Source organism: Nocardia sp. NPDC050713 (genome assembly GCF_040654315.1).
In the GTDB taxonomy this organism is placed as follows: domain Bacteria; phylum Actinomycetota; class Actinomycetes; order Mycobacteriales; family Mycobacteriaceae; genus Nocardia.
Genome location: NZ_JBFAHS010000008.1, coordinates 92993 through 108707, shown reverse-complemented (window position 1 = coordinate 108707; position 15715 = coordinate 92993). Strand labels below are relative to the sequence as shown.

General features: G+C 67.2%; 17 protein-coding genes and 2 pseudogenes. 12 read left to right on the top strand and 7 right to left on the bottom strand.

Features of this window, described 5'->3' with window-relative positions:
• Window positions 1-17 precede the first annotated feature (17 nt).
• The gene (locus AB0H49_RS17100) at window positions 18-266 is read right to left on the bottom strand and encodes a hypothetical protein (protein ID WP_357252339.1); all 249 of its coding nucleotides are present in this window, start codon (window positions 264-266) and stop codon (window positions 18-20) included.
• 105 nt (window positions 267-371) lie between these two features.
• The gene (locus AB0H49_RS17095) at window positions 372-1409 is read right to left on the bottom strand and encodes an amidohydrolase family protein (RefSeq protein WP_357252337.1); all 1038 of its coding nucleotides are present in this window, start codon (window positions 1407-1409) and stop codon (window positions 372-374) included.
• 237 nt (window positions 1410-1646) lie between these two features.
• Between AB0H49_RS17095 and AB0H49_RS17090 the strand changes: the two genes are divergently transcribed.
• Complete coding sequence (locus AB0H49_RS17090; protein WP_357252334.1) at window positions 1647-2471, top strand: class II glutamine amidotransferase; 825 nt, start codon at window positions 1647-1649, stop codon at window positions 2469-2471.
• Between the two features lie 29 nt (window positions 2472-2500).
• Here the strand turns inward: AB0H49_RS17090 and AB0H49_RS17085 are convergent, their stop codons facing one another.
• Window positions 2501-2863, bottom strand: a complete 363-nt coding sequence (locus tag AB0H49_RS17085; protein WP_357252331.1) for a metalloregulator ArsR/SmtB family transcription factor — start codon at window positions 2861-2863, stop codon at window positions 2501-2503.
• A gap of 120 nt (window positions 2864-2983) precedes the next feature.
• On the opposite strand from AB0H49_RS17085, the pseudogene AB0H49_RS17080 reads away from it, so the two are divergent.
• The 4 genes and pseudogenes from AB0H49_RS17080 to AB0H49_RS17065 all read left to right on the top strand — a co-directional run.
• Window positions 2984-3625 (top strand): annotated as a pseudogene (locus tag AB0H49_RS17080) (energy-coupling factor ABC transporter permease); the annotation flags it as partial.
• Between the two features lie 51 nt (window positions 3626-3676).
• Window positions 3677-4054, top strand: a complete 378-nt coding sequence (locus AB0H49_RS17075; RefSeq protein ID WP_357252654.1) for a PDGLE domain-containing protein — start codon at window positions 3677-3679, stop codon at window positions 4052-4054.
• 1 nt (window position 4055) lies between these two features.
• Window positions 4056-4811 carry a cobalt ECF transporter T component CbiQ gene (gene cbiQ, locus AB0H49_RS17070; protein WP_357252329.1) on the top strand — a complete coding sequence of 252 codons (756 nt, stop codon included), beginning with the start codon at window positions 4056-4058 and terminating at the stop codon, window positions 4809-4811.
• Window positions 4808-5527, top strand: a complete 720-nt coding sequence (locus AB0H49_RS17065; RefSeq protein WP_357252326.1) for an ABC transporter ATP-binding protein — start codon at window positions 4808-4810, stop codon at window positions 5525-5527. The genes cbiQ and AB0H49_RS17065 overlap by 4 nt, the downstream gene beginning before the upstream one ends.
• A gap of 96 nt (window positions 5528-5623) precedes the next feature.
• Here the strand turns inward: AB0H49_RS17065 and AB0H49_RS17060 are convergent, their stop codons facing one another.
• The 4 genes from AB0H49_RS17060 to AB0H49_RS17045 form a co-directional block, all read right to left on the bottom strand.
• Window positions 5624-6232, bottom strand: coding sequence for a DJ-1/PfpI family protein (locus AB0H49_RS17060; RefSeq protein ID WP_357252323.1), 609 nt, complete (start codon window positions 6230-6232; stop codon window positions 5624-5626).
• Between the two features lie 8 nt (window positions 6233-6240).
• A complete protein-coding gene (locus tag AB0H49_RS17055; protein WP_355000975.1) occupies window positions 6241-7293 on the bottom strand; it encodes a DUF4440 domain-containing protein in 1053 nt (350 codons plus the stop codon).
• A 114-nt stretch (window positions 7294-7407) separates the two neighbouring features.
• Window positions 7408-8394, bottom strand: a complete 987-nt coding sequence (locus AB0H49_RS17050; RefSeq protein WP_357252320.1) for a helix-turn-helix domain-containing protein — start codon at window positions 8392-8394, stop codon at window positions 7408-7410.
• 101 nt (window positions 8395-8495) lie between these two features.
• Window positions 8496-9497, bottom strand: coding sequence for an NADP-dependent oxidoreductase (locus AB0H49_RS17045; protein WP_357252317.1), 1002 nt, complete (start codon window positions 9495-9497; stop codon window positions 8496-8498).
• A 228-nt stretch (window positions 9498-9725) separates the two neighbouring features.
• On the opposite strand from AB0H49_RS17045, the gene AB0H49_RS17040 reads away from it, so the two are divergent.
• From AB0H49_RS17040 to AB0H49_RS17010, 7 genes and pseudogenes are all read left to right on the top strand, one after another.
• Entirely contained in the window at window positions 9726-10412 is a 687-nt protein-coding gene (locus tag AB0H49_RS17040; RefSeq protein WP_355000972.1) for a TetR/AcrR family transcriptional regulator, read from the top strand.
• Between the two features lie 312 nt (window positions 10413-10724).
• Window positions 10725-11966, top strand: a complete 1242-nt coding sequence (locus tag AB0H49_RS17035; protein WP_357252313.1) for an acyl-CoA dehydrogenase family protein — start codon at window positions 10725-10727, stop codon at window positions 11964-11966.
• A pseudogene (locus tag AB0H49_RS17030) lies at window positions 11966-12127 on the top strand (3-oxoacyl-ACP reductase); the annotation flags it as partial. The gene AB0H49_RS17035 and the pseudogene AB0H49_RS17030, both read left to right, overlap by 1 nt.
• 22 nt (window positions 12128-12149) lie before the next feature.
• Entirely contained in the window at window positions 12150-13187 is a 1038-nt protein-coding gene (locus AB0H49_RS17025) for a phosphotransferase family protein (protein ID WP_357252311.1), read from the top strand.
• 138 nt (window positions 13188-13325) lie between these two features.
• Complete coding sequence (locus AB0H49_RS17020; protein ID WP_357252309.1) at window positions 13326-14294, top strand: NADPH:quinone reductase; 969 nt, start codon at window positions 13326-13328, stop codon at window positions 14292-14294.
• 141 nt (window positions 14295-14435) lie between these two features.
• Window positions 14436-14771, top strand: coding sequence for a ferredoxin (gene fdxA / locus AB0H49_RS17015; RefSeq protein ID WP_357252307.1), 336 nt, complete (start codon window positions 14436-14438; stop codon window positions 14769-14771).
• 79 nt (window positions 14772-14850) lie between these two features.
• Window positions 14851-15699, top strand: coding sequence for a 3-hydroxybutyryl-CoA dehydrogenase (locus AB0H49_RS17010; protein ID WP_355001162.1), 849 nt, complete (start codon window positions 14851-14853; stop codon window positions 15697-15699).
• The last annotated feature ends 16 nt before the right edge of the window (window positions 15700-15715 follow it).

Sequence of the window (15715 nt, the reverse complement as noted above, 5' to 3'; positions counted from 1 at the left end):
GATCCCGCCGTCCCCGGCTATCGCCCGGCCTTCAGCGCGGCCCCGCGCGCCTTCAGCTCGTCGGCCATCTGCTTGCTCAGCGCCCGCGCCTCCGCCCGCACCTGCTGGAGCTCCTCCTTGCTCGGCCGAACGAACCCGTTCGCCTCCTCGATCCGCACCCCGGCCCGCACCTGCGCCGCCTCGGCCGCCTCCATCCGCCGATCCGCCTTCGCCCGAGCGGTCTCCATGTGAGCGGCGACCAGATCCGAGATGTTGTTCTGCGACATTGCCTTCTCCTTGTTTCGGTGCCGGAGCCCGTGCTCCGGCTGACAAGAAGAACAATGACCCCCACCGCTGACAGCCCACCGACAACCGGCTGACAGCGTCTCGGCTCAGTGATTGCTCGCGGCGCGGGCTATGGTGCGGAACGCGCGTTGCCGCAGGCCTCGCCGTGCGCGGGCGAGGAATGGGGGTTGCGGGAGCGGGGTGGCGCGTCCGAAGCGGGGGAAGAGTGCGGTCGCGTTCGTGCGTTCGATACCGCGGCGGGTGGACGCGTCGAGGTGCGGGTATTCGTCGAGTCCGGCGTTGAAGTAGTGCACCGCGGGTTCCGGGGCGAACGGCCAGTCGCTGCCGTAGAGCACATGTCCGGGTTCGGCGAAGGCGAGGAGGCTCGGGAGTGCGGACGCGCTGGCGGAGAGCGCGGTGTCGAAGTAGAAGCCCGCGAAGTCGTCGAGGACGTCGACGGGACTGGCGCCGGTCTGGTTGAAAATGCTCAGGGACATGCGGTGCGCGGCGTAGGGCACGAAGCCGCCCCCGTGGCTGAGGATGAAGCGGATGTTGGGGTAACGGCGACGGATTCCGTTGCGTACCAAGAGATATGCAGCGCGCGTCGTGTCGAGCAGGAAGTCCGTGGCGAACGGCGGGACGCCGGGTACCGGGGAGGCGGGCAGCTCCGCGGGGTGCACGAGAACGACCGCCGAGCGCTCGTCGAGGACGCGGAACAGGTCGTTCTGGCCTTCCTCGCCGAGGTAGCTGCCGCGGGAGTTGCCGAGGAGAACGCAACCGTCGGCTCGGAGGTCGTCCAGGGCTCGCTCCGCTTCGGCGGCGGCCGCCGCCACATCGGGCAATGGCACCGTGGCGAAGAAGCCGAAGCGATCGGGGTGATCGGCGCTGAGCTTCGCGGCGTAGTCGTTGACCGCGCGGGCGAGTTCCGCGGCTTCGGCGGGATCCGTCACGAACGCGGTGCCGGGTGTCGAAACCGACAGGATTGCGGACGCGATGCCCGCCGCCGACATCGACCGCAACGCCGCCTTCGGCGTCCATTCGGGCAGCTCACGGCCCCCCGCAGCGTCGATTCCGTGCGTCCGCAGCGCCTCGCGATAGACGGGCGGAATCAGGTGCTGATGCACGTCGATGCGGTCGTTCGCCACGGTAATTCCTTCCTAGGACCTCACGGTAGGCCGCATTTGCGCAGGTCGCCCGCCTACAATTTTGAGAATATCATCAGCATGTATGGAAACTCTAGGATAATGACGAAAGTGTCAGGATGCCGTGTGAAAACGCGTGACGGTCCCGACGTCGAGGAGACCCCCAGCGCAGGAGGGCAAATTCCCGAAACCCGCCACAAGCGCGTGGTACGGGACTTCAATGAAGAGGTGTGCAGGTGGATGGCATACTCCGGCGATCCGATCCTCATCGAGGACCTACTGTTCAGGCCTGTCCACTCCCTGATCGACCAGAGCCTGCACTCGCGCATGGGCGCGACCACCACGAACGGTGACGGCTTCGGCATCGGATGGTACGGCGAGGGCCCGACGCCCGCGGTGTTCAAATGCATCGAGCCAGCGTGGAACGAGCGAAATCTCCAGGAGATCTCCCGGCAGATCCGGACGCCGCTGCTGTTCGCGCACGTGCGCGCGTCGACGGGCACCCCGGTGCAGCGCAGCAACTGTCATCCGTTCCGGTACGGCGACTGGCTGTGGATGCACAACGGCGCACTGCGGGGATTCTCCGAGGTCAAGCGCGACCTCTTGATGGCCGTCGACCCGAGCCTCTACCCCGACATCGAAGGTTCCACGGACTCCGAGACCCTCTTCTTCCTAGCGCTGACCTTCGGCCTCACCGAGGATCCGTTCGCCGCCGTCGCGCGGGCGGTCGGACTCGTCGAGGACGTCGGCGCCCGCCACGGCGTCGAGAACCCGGTGCAGATGACGGTCGCGACGACGGACGGCACCTCCCTGTGGGTCTTTCGCTACTCGACCGAGGGCCGGACGCGGTCGCTGTTCTTCTCGACCGCCGTGGAGAAGGTCCGCGCTCTCCACCCGGAGGTGGAAGTGCTGCACCGGTTGAGCGACGAGACCCGGTTCGTGGTCTCCGAACCGCTCCGCGACGTCGAAGGCGCATGGAACGAGGTCCCCGAGTCGCACGCCGGTGTCATCCGGCCCGGCGAGGACGAGATCCGGCCGTTACAGCCCGTGGCGCCGGTGCGCTGATCTCGCTGTCGAACCGACACCACGTTCGCTCACGGCCTCTCGGACCGGACCGTCTCCGCGGCATGGGTCGCTCCGATCCAGTGCAGCAACTCGTGGATCGTGTCATCGGCGAGGCGGTATCGGACGATGCGACCGTCCTTGGTGCTGGTCACCCATCCCTGCTGGCGAAGCAGCCGAAGCGCTTGGGAGACAGCGGTTCCGGACTTGCCCACGGCGGCGGCGAGATCGCTGACGCTGATGTCGGGTGCGTGGTGCAGGCATACCAGAAGCCGGAGCCGGTGGGCGTCGGAGAGCATGTCGAAACGATCGGCCCACTGGTCGATGCCGACGATATCCAGTCCCGACGCGGCGCGGCTCGCGTGATCGGGGTCCAGCGGAAGACTGACTGCCACGTCTCCACTCTGCCGCTCGCGAGCGCGTAGGGCCAGTTCCCGCGCCCATACCTCCATATGTGTTCACATGCGCAGGTATAGAGCGTATCGTCTCGAGGGGTGAGCGATTACACAGTTGCCATGCATATGAGCGACGGCATCGTCGACGCTCCGACTTCGTTGGTCTTCGCCCTGATCGCGATTGCCGGAACAGGTTTCGCCGCCTGGCGGGCACGTGCCGAACTCGATGAACGTGCCGCTCCCATGGCGGGTCTGGTGGCCGCGTTCATCTTCGCGGTGCAGATGGTGAACTTTCCGATCCTGCCCGGCGTGAGCGGGCATCTGCTCGGCGGGGCGCTCGCCGCGATCCTGGTCGGACCCTACGTCGGGGCGCTGTGTGTGGCGATCGTGCTCGTCGTCCAGGCGCTTCTCTTCGCCGACGGCGGCCTGTCCGCGTTGGGTGCCAACATCACCAACATGGCGCTGATCGGCGTAGCGGTGGGCTACACGGTCGCACGCCTGATCCTGCCGATGCTGGCCAAGCGGGTCGACGCAGGGATCGCTGTCACCGCCTTCGTCTCGGCGCTTGCCGGAACGCTGGCCGCCGCAATGGGTTTCGTCGTCGAGTACGCGATCGGCGGTGCGGCGGGATCGACCGTCGGGGCCGTCGCGGGATACATGGCGATCACCCACGCGCTGATCGGGGTCGGAGAGGGAATCATCACCGCGATCACCGTTGTCGCAGTGGCTAAGGCTCGACCCGATCTGGTCTACCTGTTGCGGGTCACCGAACGACACCGAACCGACGCGGCCCCGCTTCGCGCCCGACTCTCGATGACCGGGTTCCTGTGGGCGTTCGCGGCGGTCGCGGTGATCATCGCGGGCACGTTGTCCTACGTGGCCAGTTCGCAACCGGACGGACTCGACGCCACGACTCAACGCGGATGCACGGTGCTCGAGGTCGACGGCGCCGAAGAACTGCACGGCGAATGCATCGCCCAGAGCGCCGAAGAACATCGGCTCGCGAACTCTCCGCTGGCCGACTACGCGATCGACGGCAACGACGAATTGATCGGCATCGCGGGCATTCTCGGCGCCGCCGCCGTATTCGCCGCGCTGTTCGCTCTGCTTCGCACGATCCGCACGGGACGGAAGAACAGGACCCCTTCGGCGGAAGGCGAAACCGCGGTCGCCGGGTCGGAGTCGGCTTGAGGTGAGCGGTCACTGGCTGTATCTGCCGGGGAATTCGCCCGCTCATCGGGCGCCTGTCGAAGTGAAGATCGTCTGCGCGGTGGTCGCGATCTTCGCTGTCGTCGCGACTCCGCGAGAATTGTTCTGGCCGTTCGGTTGCTACGCGCTGGGCTTGGTCGCGCTGTGGTCGTGGATCGGTATCCCGCTCCGGTGGATCGCGCCGCGCCTGCTGATCGAAGCGCCTTTCGTCGTGTTGGCGATACTGTTGCCGTTCGCCGCGGGCGAACCGAGGACAGTGTTCGCTGGGCTATCGCTGTCGACGACCGGTCTGTATGCCGCGTGGGGGATCATCGCCAAAGGAACTATCGGCGTCGGCATTTCGCTGACCTTGGCCGCGACGACGAGCATCGGCCAGTTGCCCGCCGGGCTGGCCAGGCTGCGTGTCCCGGGCGTGATCGTCATGATCGTAGTGCTCATGCTTCGGTATGTGGAGGTGCTCGTGGACGAGGCGGCGCGAATGCGGATGGCCCGGATCTCGCGCGGCGACGACCCGCGCACACTGCGTCAAGCCGGTGCGACCGCCCGCGGCGCGGGCCACTTGTTCTTGCGGTCCTACGAACGGGGCGAACGCGTACATCTCGCGATGTTGTCGCGTGGATTCGACGGGACGGCACCCGATTTCGGTCTCCATCCGACAACTCGAACGCGTTGGCTGTTCGGCTTGCTGCCCGGGGCCGGGGCGATCTGCGTCTGCCTGAGCGCGTGGGCGGTCCGGTGACCGAGCCGACGACACCCGCGGTGCGCCTGGTCGACCTGACTTTCGCCTATCCCGACGGAACCGGCGCCCTGCGCGGCGTGAATCTCGACATCGCGACCGGGGAACGGGTCGCTGTCCTCGGCCCCAATGGCGCCGGAAAATCCACGCTGATGCTGCATCTGAACGGTGTACTCACTGCCGCATCGGGGGAGGTGCGTATCGGCGGAACTCGCTTGAACCGCAGCACTGTTCGCGCTATCCGCCAACGCGTCGGCGTAGTCTTCCAGGACCCCAACGACCAGCTGTTCATGCCGACCGTCGAACAGGACGTCGCCTTCGGTCCGGCGAATTTCGGTGTCCGGGGCGAACGTCTCGCCGCCGACGTGCGCGACGCGCTCGCGGCGGTCGGTATGACCGACCGCGCCGATCGCTCCCCGACGCACCTCTCGGTCGGCGAACGCCGCCGCGCCGCATTGGCCACAGTCCTCGCGTGCCGACCCGAGGTGCTCGTGCTGGACGAGCCCGCCGCGAACCTCGACCCGGTCGCCCGCCGCGAACTCGCCGACATTCTCCTGACCCTGCCGACCACCATCCTGATGGTGACCCACGACCTGCCCTACGCCCAACGCGTCTGCGACCGCGCCGTGATCCTCGACGCGGGCCGAATCGTCGCGAACGGACCGATCGACGAAATCCTGGAAGACACGGCCCTTCTCGCCAAGCACCGCTTGAGCTGAAGCCCGTTCCTGTCAGCCGTTTCGCAACCCCGAATGCCGCAAGAAGGTGCGCACCGCCGCCTCGGTCCCGAGCCTCGCCGTGCGGTGCGGTCGCGGTCAACTCACCTCGGGTTCGTCGGCGAGGTAGGGCGGGGCCGGGTCGTAGTGGATCTCCCGACGCACGGCCCGCGCGTGCGCCCGGCCGTGCAGTCGGCCGACGAGCCAGAGCGCACTATCGATGCCAGCCGAAACGCCCTGGCTGGTAAGGAGGTTGCCGTCCACGACGTACCGTGCGTCCCGGATGACGGTGACGTCGCCGCGCGCTTCGAGCGCGTCCTCGTATTTCCAGTGCGTGGCGACGCGGCGGCCGCGCGCCGGGCCCGCGGCATGCAGGAGAAACGCTCCGGTGCAGACGCTCACCACCCAGGAGGCTTCGGCCGCCGTCCTGGCGATCCACTCGGTGACCACCGCGTTGTGAGGCTGCGTCGTCCGTGCCCCGCGTCCGCCCGGGATCAGCAGTACGTCCAGCGGCGGATGGTCGTCCAGCGTATGGTCCGGCAGCACGCGAAGCCCTTTGCTGAATCGGACCGGTTCGGGCCGTTCGGCGATCAGGACGGCGCGATCGGCGTCGTTCCGCAGGATCGCCGAGGTGGTGAAAACTTCCCAGGGCCCGGCGAAGTCGAGTTCCTCGGCATCGTCGAAGACGAGAATTCCGTAGGTGCTCATCGAGCGCCTCACAGCGAGAAGTACGGGTCGTCGAGCACGTAGCGCCAGGACCCGTCACGGCCGCGCCGGGCGATCTCGGTGGAACTGGAGATCACCGGATCGCCGTCGGGTCGCACGCCCGACACGGTGGCGTCGTTCGAGATCAGCGCTAGCTCGCCCACCACGTGCACCCGGCGCGTCCGCAGCTCGATCCGGGCGCCGGAGTCGATCATGTCGCCGAGCGCGTTCCGGATCGCCGCGGTACCCGATCGCCGGTCGCCCGGGCTCGGAAAGAGCAGTGCCGAGGGCTCGTACAGCGACATCAAGCCGTCGAGGTCACCGGCGTTGAAGTAGCGCTCGAACAGCGACGCCAGTTCGGCGGGCGCCGCGGCTCCGACGCTGCCGGAATCGACCCGCACCGGCCGGTCGTTCCAGCCCGCGCCGTCCACGATGTCGAACCAGGTGATCGGTCCGTGCGTCGGGTAGTACAGCTGACAGACCTGACCCGGGAACGTGAACGGGCTGCCCTTGGCCGGGTTGTCGCGCACCTGCCTGGCCAATATCTCGCCGAACGAGTACCCGAGGTCGTAACGCGGCCACACGGCATGCACCCGCTCGGCGAACCCTTCGGGCAGTAGTTCTCGGTCCCGGCCGACGATGTCGACTCCGGTGCCGCGCTGAACCAGGGCTTCCACCGGCCCGAAACGATGGGCGATGCCGTCGACGGTGTGCAGTGCGACAGCGTTCCACACTGTTCGGACCCGCGCGTCGTCGACGCCTTTGCTTCTGAGGAAATCCGCGGCGGCGTCGGCGCCGTCGACCTCGAAACGCTGGTCGCCGTTGGCGTGCTCGGTCGCGCCGAGATCGTGCAGAAGGCAGCCCAGGTAGAGCAGTTCGCCGTCGTAGTCCACACCTTCGCGCAACCCCTCGGCGGCCGCCACTTCCCGCGCGTACAGATAACTGCGCACACAGTGGTTGTAGACGAGCTCCGGTGAGACCTCGGCGACCAACGCGTCCGCGGCGACGGCGAGTTCCGAAGTGGGCAAGTTGAATTGAGCTTTGTCGGCTTGCTGAACGGTCATCGTGTGTTCCCTTCCGATTGTGCCCACTCAGTGTGTGCTCGGAAGTAACCGCCGCCCAGTGGCCAGATAGCCATGTATTGCTCAAATCTGGCCACGGGCTACGCGGAGTAGCGGCTACGCCGTTCGTTCGCCAAGCCGCGAGGAACGGCCGGAATGGTGAAAGCTGTTGCGGTAGGCCTGCGGAGACGTTCGCGTCAGGCGGGCGAAGTGGTAGCGCAAGGTCGTGGCGGCGCCGAAGCCCGCCTCTTCGGCGATGCGGTCGATGGACAGGTGGGTGGTCTCGAGCAACTGTTGCGCGCGGTGCACCCGGGCGCGCAGCAACCACTGGAGGGGAGTGGTCCCGATCTCGGCGCGGAACCGGCGGTTGAGGCTGCGCACGCTGATGGCTCCGTGCGCGGCGATGTCGTCGAGGGTGAGCGGGCGGTGCAGGTTGACCTGCATCCAGTCCAGGACCGGCTGCAGGGAGGAGTCGGGGCTGTCCGGGTCGGTGTGCGCGATGAATTGCGCTTGCCCACCGTCCCTTTGCGGCGGCATCACGATCTGCCTGGCGGTGTCGGCGGCCACCTTGGCGCCGAGATCCCGGCGAACCATGTGCAGGCACAGATCGAGCCCCGCCGCCGCCCCGGCCGAGGTGAGCACCGCGCCGTTGTCGATGAACAGCACCGAGGCGTCGACGTCGACGAGCGGATGGCGGCGCGCCAGCTCGGCGGCGTGTTCCCAATGGGTGGTCGCGCGCTGCCCGTCGAGCAACCCGGTCGCGGCGAGGGTGAACGCGCCGACGCAGACAGAAGCCAACCGCGCGCCCCGCGCGGCCGCGTCCAGCAGCACGTGGCGAACGACAGCGGATGGCTCACAACGGAATTCGGCCTGGCCAGGCACGACGACGGTATCGGCATCGGCCAGACTGTCGAGATCCCAGTCCGTCACCAGCCGCACCGCACCGTGCTCGGAAGCGGCGGCGGCCGTTCCGCCGATCGTCACGATCCGGATGTCGTAGTGCTCTTCCCCGCTCACCGTGTTCGCGGCGCCGAACACCATGCCAGGAAGCATCACTTCGAAACCGAGCACGCTGTCCGGAGCCAGAACCGCCACGATCCTCATGGCCAGAATTTAATGGATGATCAAATACGGTCTGGCTCGGATGGTCGTCACGGGTGCTGCCGTGGTCGCCGGCGGCACCTGTCGACGCGCCGTCGGCCGAATCAGACCGCGAGCACGAGCTTTCCGTTGTTCGCACCGGTGAACAGCATGTTCAACGTCTCGCCGAAGCGCGCGACCCCACCCTCGACGACGTGCTCGTGGCTCTTCAGCTTGCCCTCGGCCAACCATTGCGCGATCTGCTGGACGGCCTCGCCATAGCGGTCGGCATAGTCGAAGACGACGAAGCCGGTCATGGACGCGCGGAAGACCAGCAGGGACATGTAGCGCGACGGCCCGGGTGCGAGCGTCTCGTCGTTGTAGGCCGAGATCGCACCGCACAGCACCACCCGCGCGCCGCGGCGCAGGTTGGCCAGCGCGGCGTCGAGGATCTCGCCACCGACGTTGTCGAAGTAGATGTCGATGCCCTTGGGCGCCACTTCCCGCAGCCGGCTCAACACCGATTCGTCGCGATAGTCGATGGCCGCGTCGAACCCGAGTTCTTCGGTGAGCATCCGGCACTTCTCGGGTCCACCGGCGATGCCGATGACGTGCGCGCCTTTGGCTTTCGCGATCTGTCCGACGACGCTGCCGACGGCCCCGGCCGCCGCGGAAACCACCACCGTCTCCCCGGCCTGCAACTTCCCGACCTCCAACAGGCCGAAATACGCCGTCATTCCGGGCATTCCGAGTGCGCCGAGCCAGGTGGGCCCGGGTGCGACGTTCAGGTCGACGCGCTGGACACCCCGGCCGTCGCTGACCGCGTACTCGGTCACCCCGAAGATGCCGCTCACCGTGTCGCCCACCGCGAAGTCCGGGTGGGTGGATTCGACGACGGTCGCGATATCGAGCGAGCGCATGACCTCGCCGAGGCCGACGGGCGGGACATACGAGCGAACATCGTTGAGCCAGCCGCGCATGGCCGGGTCGAGGGAGATGTAGTCGACCTTCACCAGCAGCTGCCCGTCGGAGAGGGCCGGGGTTTCCTCGGTCGTCACGTTCCAGGTGTCGGCAGTGGTCAGCCCGGTCGGGCGCTGCGCGAGACGGACCTGCTGTGTCTTCGGCATGCGTGTTCTCTTTCTGTTCCGTGATGACGTCGAAACCGGAGGTTCGGCAGTCGACCGAAGTCAGAGCTCGCTCGATGGCGGCGGCTCTTCCGGAGGGTAATTGAAATCGGCGTCAGGTTCAATCAGTGGGGCGACCCGACCGGATCGCCGGATGGCGCTGGCCGTCGACAGCCTCCGGAATCCCCGCCCGAGACCGCGAACGACATCGACCGGACGTATAAATGCGACATGACTATTCCTGACGCCGACGTCGACGACCATGACGCGCCACCGTCCATGGCGCGCTCGTCGCTGTTGCGGGAGTTGCCGGCGACCCAGCGCGGTCTGCGGACCCGCGCGGCGCTGATCGCGGCCGCGCGGAAGGTGTTCGAACGGCGCGGGTACCTGGAAACGCGGTTGGTGGACATCACCAAGGCCGCCAAATGCTCGTCCGGGACCTTCTACACCTACTTCGCGAGCAAGGAAGAGATCTTCGCGGCCGTGCTGGAAGTGGCCCAGGAGGACATGATGCATCCGGGCATGCCCCGGGTGGACGAGGACGCCGACCCGGCGCGGATCATCGCGGCGAGCAACCGCGCCTACTTCCTGGCCTACGAGCGCAACGCGAAACTGATGGGGCTGCTCGAGCAGGTCGCCAATATCGACCCCGAGTTCGCCCGGCTGCGGCGCAACCGCGCGGAGGCGTTCGTCGTCCGCAATGCGCGCAGCATCGAGAACCTCCAGGAGCGGGGGCTCGCGGACGCGGAGCTGGATCCGATGCTGGCATCGCGCGCGCTGTCCGGCATGGTCAGCCGACTCGCCTTCAATCATTTCGTCGCGGGCACGGACGCGGTAGATCCGGCACCGCTCGACGAGGTGATCGACACCGCGACGCGGCTGTGGGTCAACGCGCTGCGCATTCCCTCGGGAGAGTGACCGTCCTCCTGGCATGACGCGCCGCCTGGAACTCCTTCGTCGGTGCCTTCAGCAGCGCCGACATCGGCGTGTCAGTGCATCGCTGGTGTTGCCGCGAGAGATCGCGATTGGCGGAGTGCCCCGTCGCGCGCCGAAGCGAGTCTCCCCTTGGCCGAGAGCGCTTCCGGTCGCGATCTTTGAAATTGACGCCGACTTCAGATATATCCTTTGGTGGGGTATGGATCGCAGCTGTCACCCCGCAGTCGGCTCGGCCGTGCCGAGGTACCGTCCGGACATCGCATCGCCGACACCGCCCTACCGTCAGGAGCCAGGATGTCCTTTTTCGACATGTCCGAACGTGCTTTGAAGTACCAGGCGGATCTGCTCGCGTTCATGGATTCACACGTCTATCCCGCCGAACCCGTCTACGAGCGGCAGATGCGTGAATCCGGTGACCCGCATTTCCATCCGCCGATCTTGGAGGAGCTCAAGGCCGAGGCCCGCCGTCGCGGACTGTGGAATCTTTTCCACCCCCATCCGGAATGGGGCCCCGGGCTGACCAACCTCGAATACGCGCCGCTCGCCGAGATCATGGGTCGCAGCCATATCGCGTCGGAGGCGTGCAACTGCAATGCGCCCGACACCGGGAACATGGAGGTGCTGACCCTCTTCGGCACCGACGAGCACAAGCAGAAGTACCTGAAGCCGCTGCTCGAAGGCACGATGGCGTCGGCGTTCGCGATGACCGAACCGCGCGTGGCCAGCTCGGACGCGACCAATGTCGAGCTGTCGATGGTTCGCGACGGCGGCGACTACATCCTGAACGGCCGCAAGTGGTTCGCGTCCAACGCGCTGCACAAGAACTGCAAGGTGCTGATCGTGATGGGCAAGACCGATCCGAACGCGGCGCCGCATCGGCAGCAGTCGATGATGGTCGTGCCGATCGACGCGGCCGGCGTCACGGTCATGCGCAACCTGCCGGTCTTCGGCTATCAGGACCGCGAGGGCCACGCCGAGATCGATTTCGCCGGCGTCAGGGTGCCCGCCAAGGATGTGCTGAAGGGTGAGGGCGAAGGGTTCGCCATCAGCCAGGCGCGCCTCGGACCGGGCCGAATCCACCACTGCATGCGTTCGATCGGCATGGCCGAACGCGCGCTGGAACTGATGTGCAAGCGCGCCGGCTCGCGCACCACTTTCGGCAAGCCGATCAGCGAGAACGCCAACATCCAGGACTGGATCGCCGAATCGCGGATCGAGATCGAGATGATCCGGCTGCTCACCCTGAAGGCCGCCCATCTGATGGACACGGTCGGCAACAAGGAAGCGCGCACGGAGATCGCGGCGATCAAGGTCGCGGCCCCGCAGATCGCGCTGAAGGTGGTCGACCGCGCGATCCAGGTGCACGGCGGCGCCGGCGTCACCGACGATTTCCCGCTCGCCATGGCCTGGGCGCATCTGCGCACGCTGCGCCTGGCCGACGGACCCGACGAAGTACACAAGCGGGCGATCGCCCGGCAGGAGCTGGGCAAGTACCGCACCGCCGAGACCGCCGCGAGCAATGGAGTGAAAGCCTGATGACCAGCATTGATCTGACCGGCCGCACGGCCATCGTCACCGGCGCATCCCGCGGTATCGGTCTCGCCGCCGCGCACGCCACCGACGAGGACGCGGCGCGACGCTGCGTCGACCTGACGCTGGAGAAGTACGGAAGCGTCGACATCCTGGTCGACAACGCGTTGTTCCGCGGGGGGTCGGCCGGTGCCTGAGGTTTCCGACAGCGTGGCGGTCGACCCGGCGGCGGTGGCCGGTTGGCTCGAATCGCTGGGCATCGAGGTCGACGGGCCGCTGCGTTTCACCAGAATCGGTCTCGGCCAATCCAATCTGACCTATCTGGTCACCGACGCCGCCGAGCGGCGCTGGGTGCTGCGCAGGCCGCCGCTGGGCCACCTGCTCGCGTCGGCGCACGACGTGGTGCGCGAGGCGCGGATCATCGCGGCGCTGGAAGGCACGCCGGTGCCCGCGCCGCGCATCCTCGGGGTCGCCAACGATCCGGCCATCTCCGACGCGCCGCTGGTCTTGATGGAGTTCGTCGACGGTCAAGTCGTCGACACGATGGACATCGTGCGGTCGCTGACTCCGCAGCGGCGTCGCGAGATCGCATTGTCGCTGCCGCGCACGCTCGCCAAGATCCACGCCGTCGACATCTCCGAGGTCGGTCTCGCGGATCTGGCCAGCCACAAGCCGTATGCCCAGCGCCAGCTCAAACGTTGGGCGGGGCAGTGGGAGCAGTCCAAGACCAGGGAACTGCCCGAACTCGACGACCTGACCCGCAGGCTGGTCGCGGCCATCCCGGAACAGCGCGAGACCACGCTGGTGCACGGCGATTTCCATCTGCGCAACGTCATCGCGGATCGCGAATCCGGTGAGCTCGTCGCGGCTTTGGACTGGGAGTTGTCCACGCTGGGTGAACCGCTGGCCGACATGGGCAGCCTGCTCGCCTACTGGCCGGAGCCAGGAGAGGGCACCGGCGGTGATTTCCCCGCCTCGACGCTGCCGGGTTTCCCGACCCGCGCCGAACTCGCCGAGGTGTACCTGGCCGAAACCGGGCGCGATCCGTCGGCCTTGCGGTACTGGCACGTGCTCGGCCTGTGGAAGGTGGCCGTGATCGCGGAGGGCGTGATGCGCCGGGCGATGGACGAGCCACAGAACAAGGCCGCGGCGGGCACGCCGACCGTCGAGCTCATCGACGCGTTGGTGCACAAAGCGATCGAGATCGCGGACGCCGCGGGCATGTGACCGATCCGGCGCAGCGCGCCGAAGAGCTCTGCCGAGTTCATCGATCCGCCGATCGCGGCGGATGCCGCACCGTTGCTGGTCCGGCGGCCGCATGACAGACTGAGCCCACTCCGCTCCCCACTCGAAGGGGGCCGTCGCGTGCGAGCTGCTTACATCGAACGACTCGGGCCGCCGGAAGCGATCGTCTACGGCGAGCTGCCGCCGCCGGTGTGTGAACCGGACGATGTTCTGGTCAGGGTCACGGCCACGGCGGTGGATCATGTCGACACCTTCGTGCGCTCCGGGCGATACCCGACCGCGATGGAGTTTCCGTTCGTGATCGGCCGCGACTTGGTCGGAAACGTCGTCGAATCGCGTTCGCCGGAGTTCTCTCCCGGCGATCAGGTCTGGTGTAACAGTCTCGGGCACGACGGGCGGCAGGGAGCGGCCTCCGAGCTCGCCGTCGTTCCCGTCGATCGCCTCTACCCGCTGCCCGACGGAGCGTCTCCGACGCAGGCGGTGGCTGTCGTCCATCCGGCGGCCACCGCCTACCTCGCCGCGTTCACCCACGGAAATCTCCGGCCGGGTGAGACGGCACTGATCGCGGGCGCGGCAGGCAATGTCGGTAGCGCACTCGTCGCCATGATCAGCCGCGCCGGAAGCACGGTCATCGCGACAGCGCATCCCGACGACCATGAGTACTGCCGACGCGTGGGCGCCGCGCACACCATCGACTATCGCGACCGAGACATCGTCGACAAGGTCAGCGCGATCGTCGGCAGCGGCATCGACCTCTCTATCGACACCTCTGGTCGCAACGACATGGTGGACGCCGTGGAGATGCTCGCGGTCGGGGGCCGGGTCGTCATCGTCGCGGGCCCCGCTTCCCGGAGCGAACTCCCGACGGGACCGCTGTATCTGAAAGACGGTTCGATTCGCGGTTTCGTCATCTCCCGCGCGACCAGCGCCCAACTGCGCGAGGCCGCGACGGTGATCAATCGCCACCTGCTCGACGGAGCGCTGCGACCGCGAGCGGTCGACCTACTTCCGCTGTCCGCCGCCGCGGAGGCGCACCGCAGAATCGAGACCGAGCGGCTACACGGGACGCGCCTCGTGCTGGAAATCTAGCTCCGTGTCGGGTGATCGAACGCGAGGCCATAAAGCCAACTTATGAGGTGGTCGGTACCAGGCCTCTACCCACGCACAGGATTCGGCACCAGGATCGGAACGTCCGCTTGTCGCGGGGTGTGAAGGGCAGAGGAGAACATCGTGACGTTCGTGGTCGGCGCTGCCTGCGTCGATGTCCTGGATCGGGCCTGCGTCGAGGAGTGCCCGATCGACTGCATCTTCGTCGGCAATCGGATGGCGTACATCCAGCCCGACGAGTGCATCGACTGCGGGGCGTGCGAACCGGTGTGCCCGGTCGAGGCGGTCTACTTCGAGGACGACATTCCCGCGGGGCAGGAGCAGTTCGTCATCGAGAACGCCCGCTTCTTCGCCGAGCCGCTGCCCGGACGGCAAACGCCACTCGGCCAGCCGGGTGGTGCGGCGGGGGTCGGCGAGTTGGGAGTCGACACGGTTTTCGTGCAGGAATACCAGCCGTGAATGTGTTCCCGGCTCCTGTTCGTCGCCTGATTTCGAGCCCTGCTAGTAATGGTGTCGACTTTGGATAGGAGACATGACTGTGAAGTTGATCGGTGTGATCGGTGGCGGCACGATGGGTGCGGGCATCGCCGAGGTGTGTGCGAAGGCCGGGAGTGAAGTCCTGGTGCTCGAGACGAAGCAGGAGTTCGCCGACGCGGCGCAGCAGCGGATCGCGGCGTCGATCTCGCGCGGGGTGACGAAGGGCAAGATCACCCAGGCCGACGCCGACGCCGTGCTGGCTCGGGTGCGCGTCACCCTCGATATCGAGGAGTTCGCCGATCGTGACCTGGTCATCGAGGCGGCCCCGGAGATCGAGTCGCTGAAGTACGAGATCTTCGGCAAGCTCGACGCGATCGTGAAGCCGACCGGCATCCTCGCCACCAACACCTCGTCGATCCCGGTGATCAAGGTGGCGGGCGCGACCAAGCGTCCCGAGCAGGTCGTCGGCGTGCACTTCTTCAACCCGGTGCCGGTGATGCCGCTGGTGGAGATCATCTCCACCCTGGTCACTTCCCCGGAGACGGCCGCCGCGGTCACCGACTACGCGAAGAACACGCTGAACAAGACCACCGTGCAGGCCGGTGACCGCTCCGGGTTCATCGTCAACGCGCTGCTGATCCCGTACCTGTGCCAGGCGGTGCGGATGCTCGAGTCGGGTTACGCCTCGGCCGAGGACATCGACGCGGCGATGAAGGGCGGCTGCGGCTACCCGATGGGTCCGCTCACCCTGCTGGACACCGTCGGCCTCGACATCGCGCTGGCAGCGGCCGAGTCGCTGTACGCGGAATTCGCCGAGCCGCACTACGCGCCGCCCGCGCTGCTGCGCCGGATGGTCGACGCGGGCCGCCTGGGCCGCAAGAGCGGACGCGGCTTCTACAACTACAGCTGACAGCGCGGGCTGATCG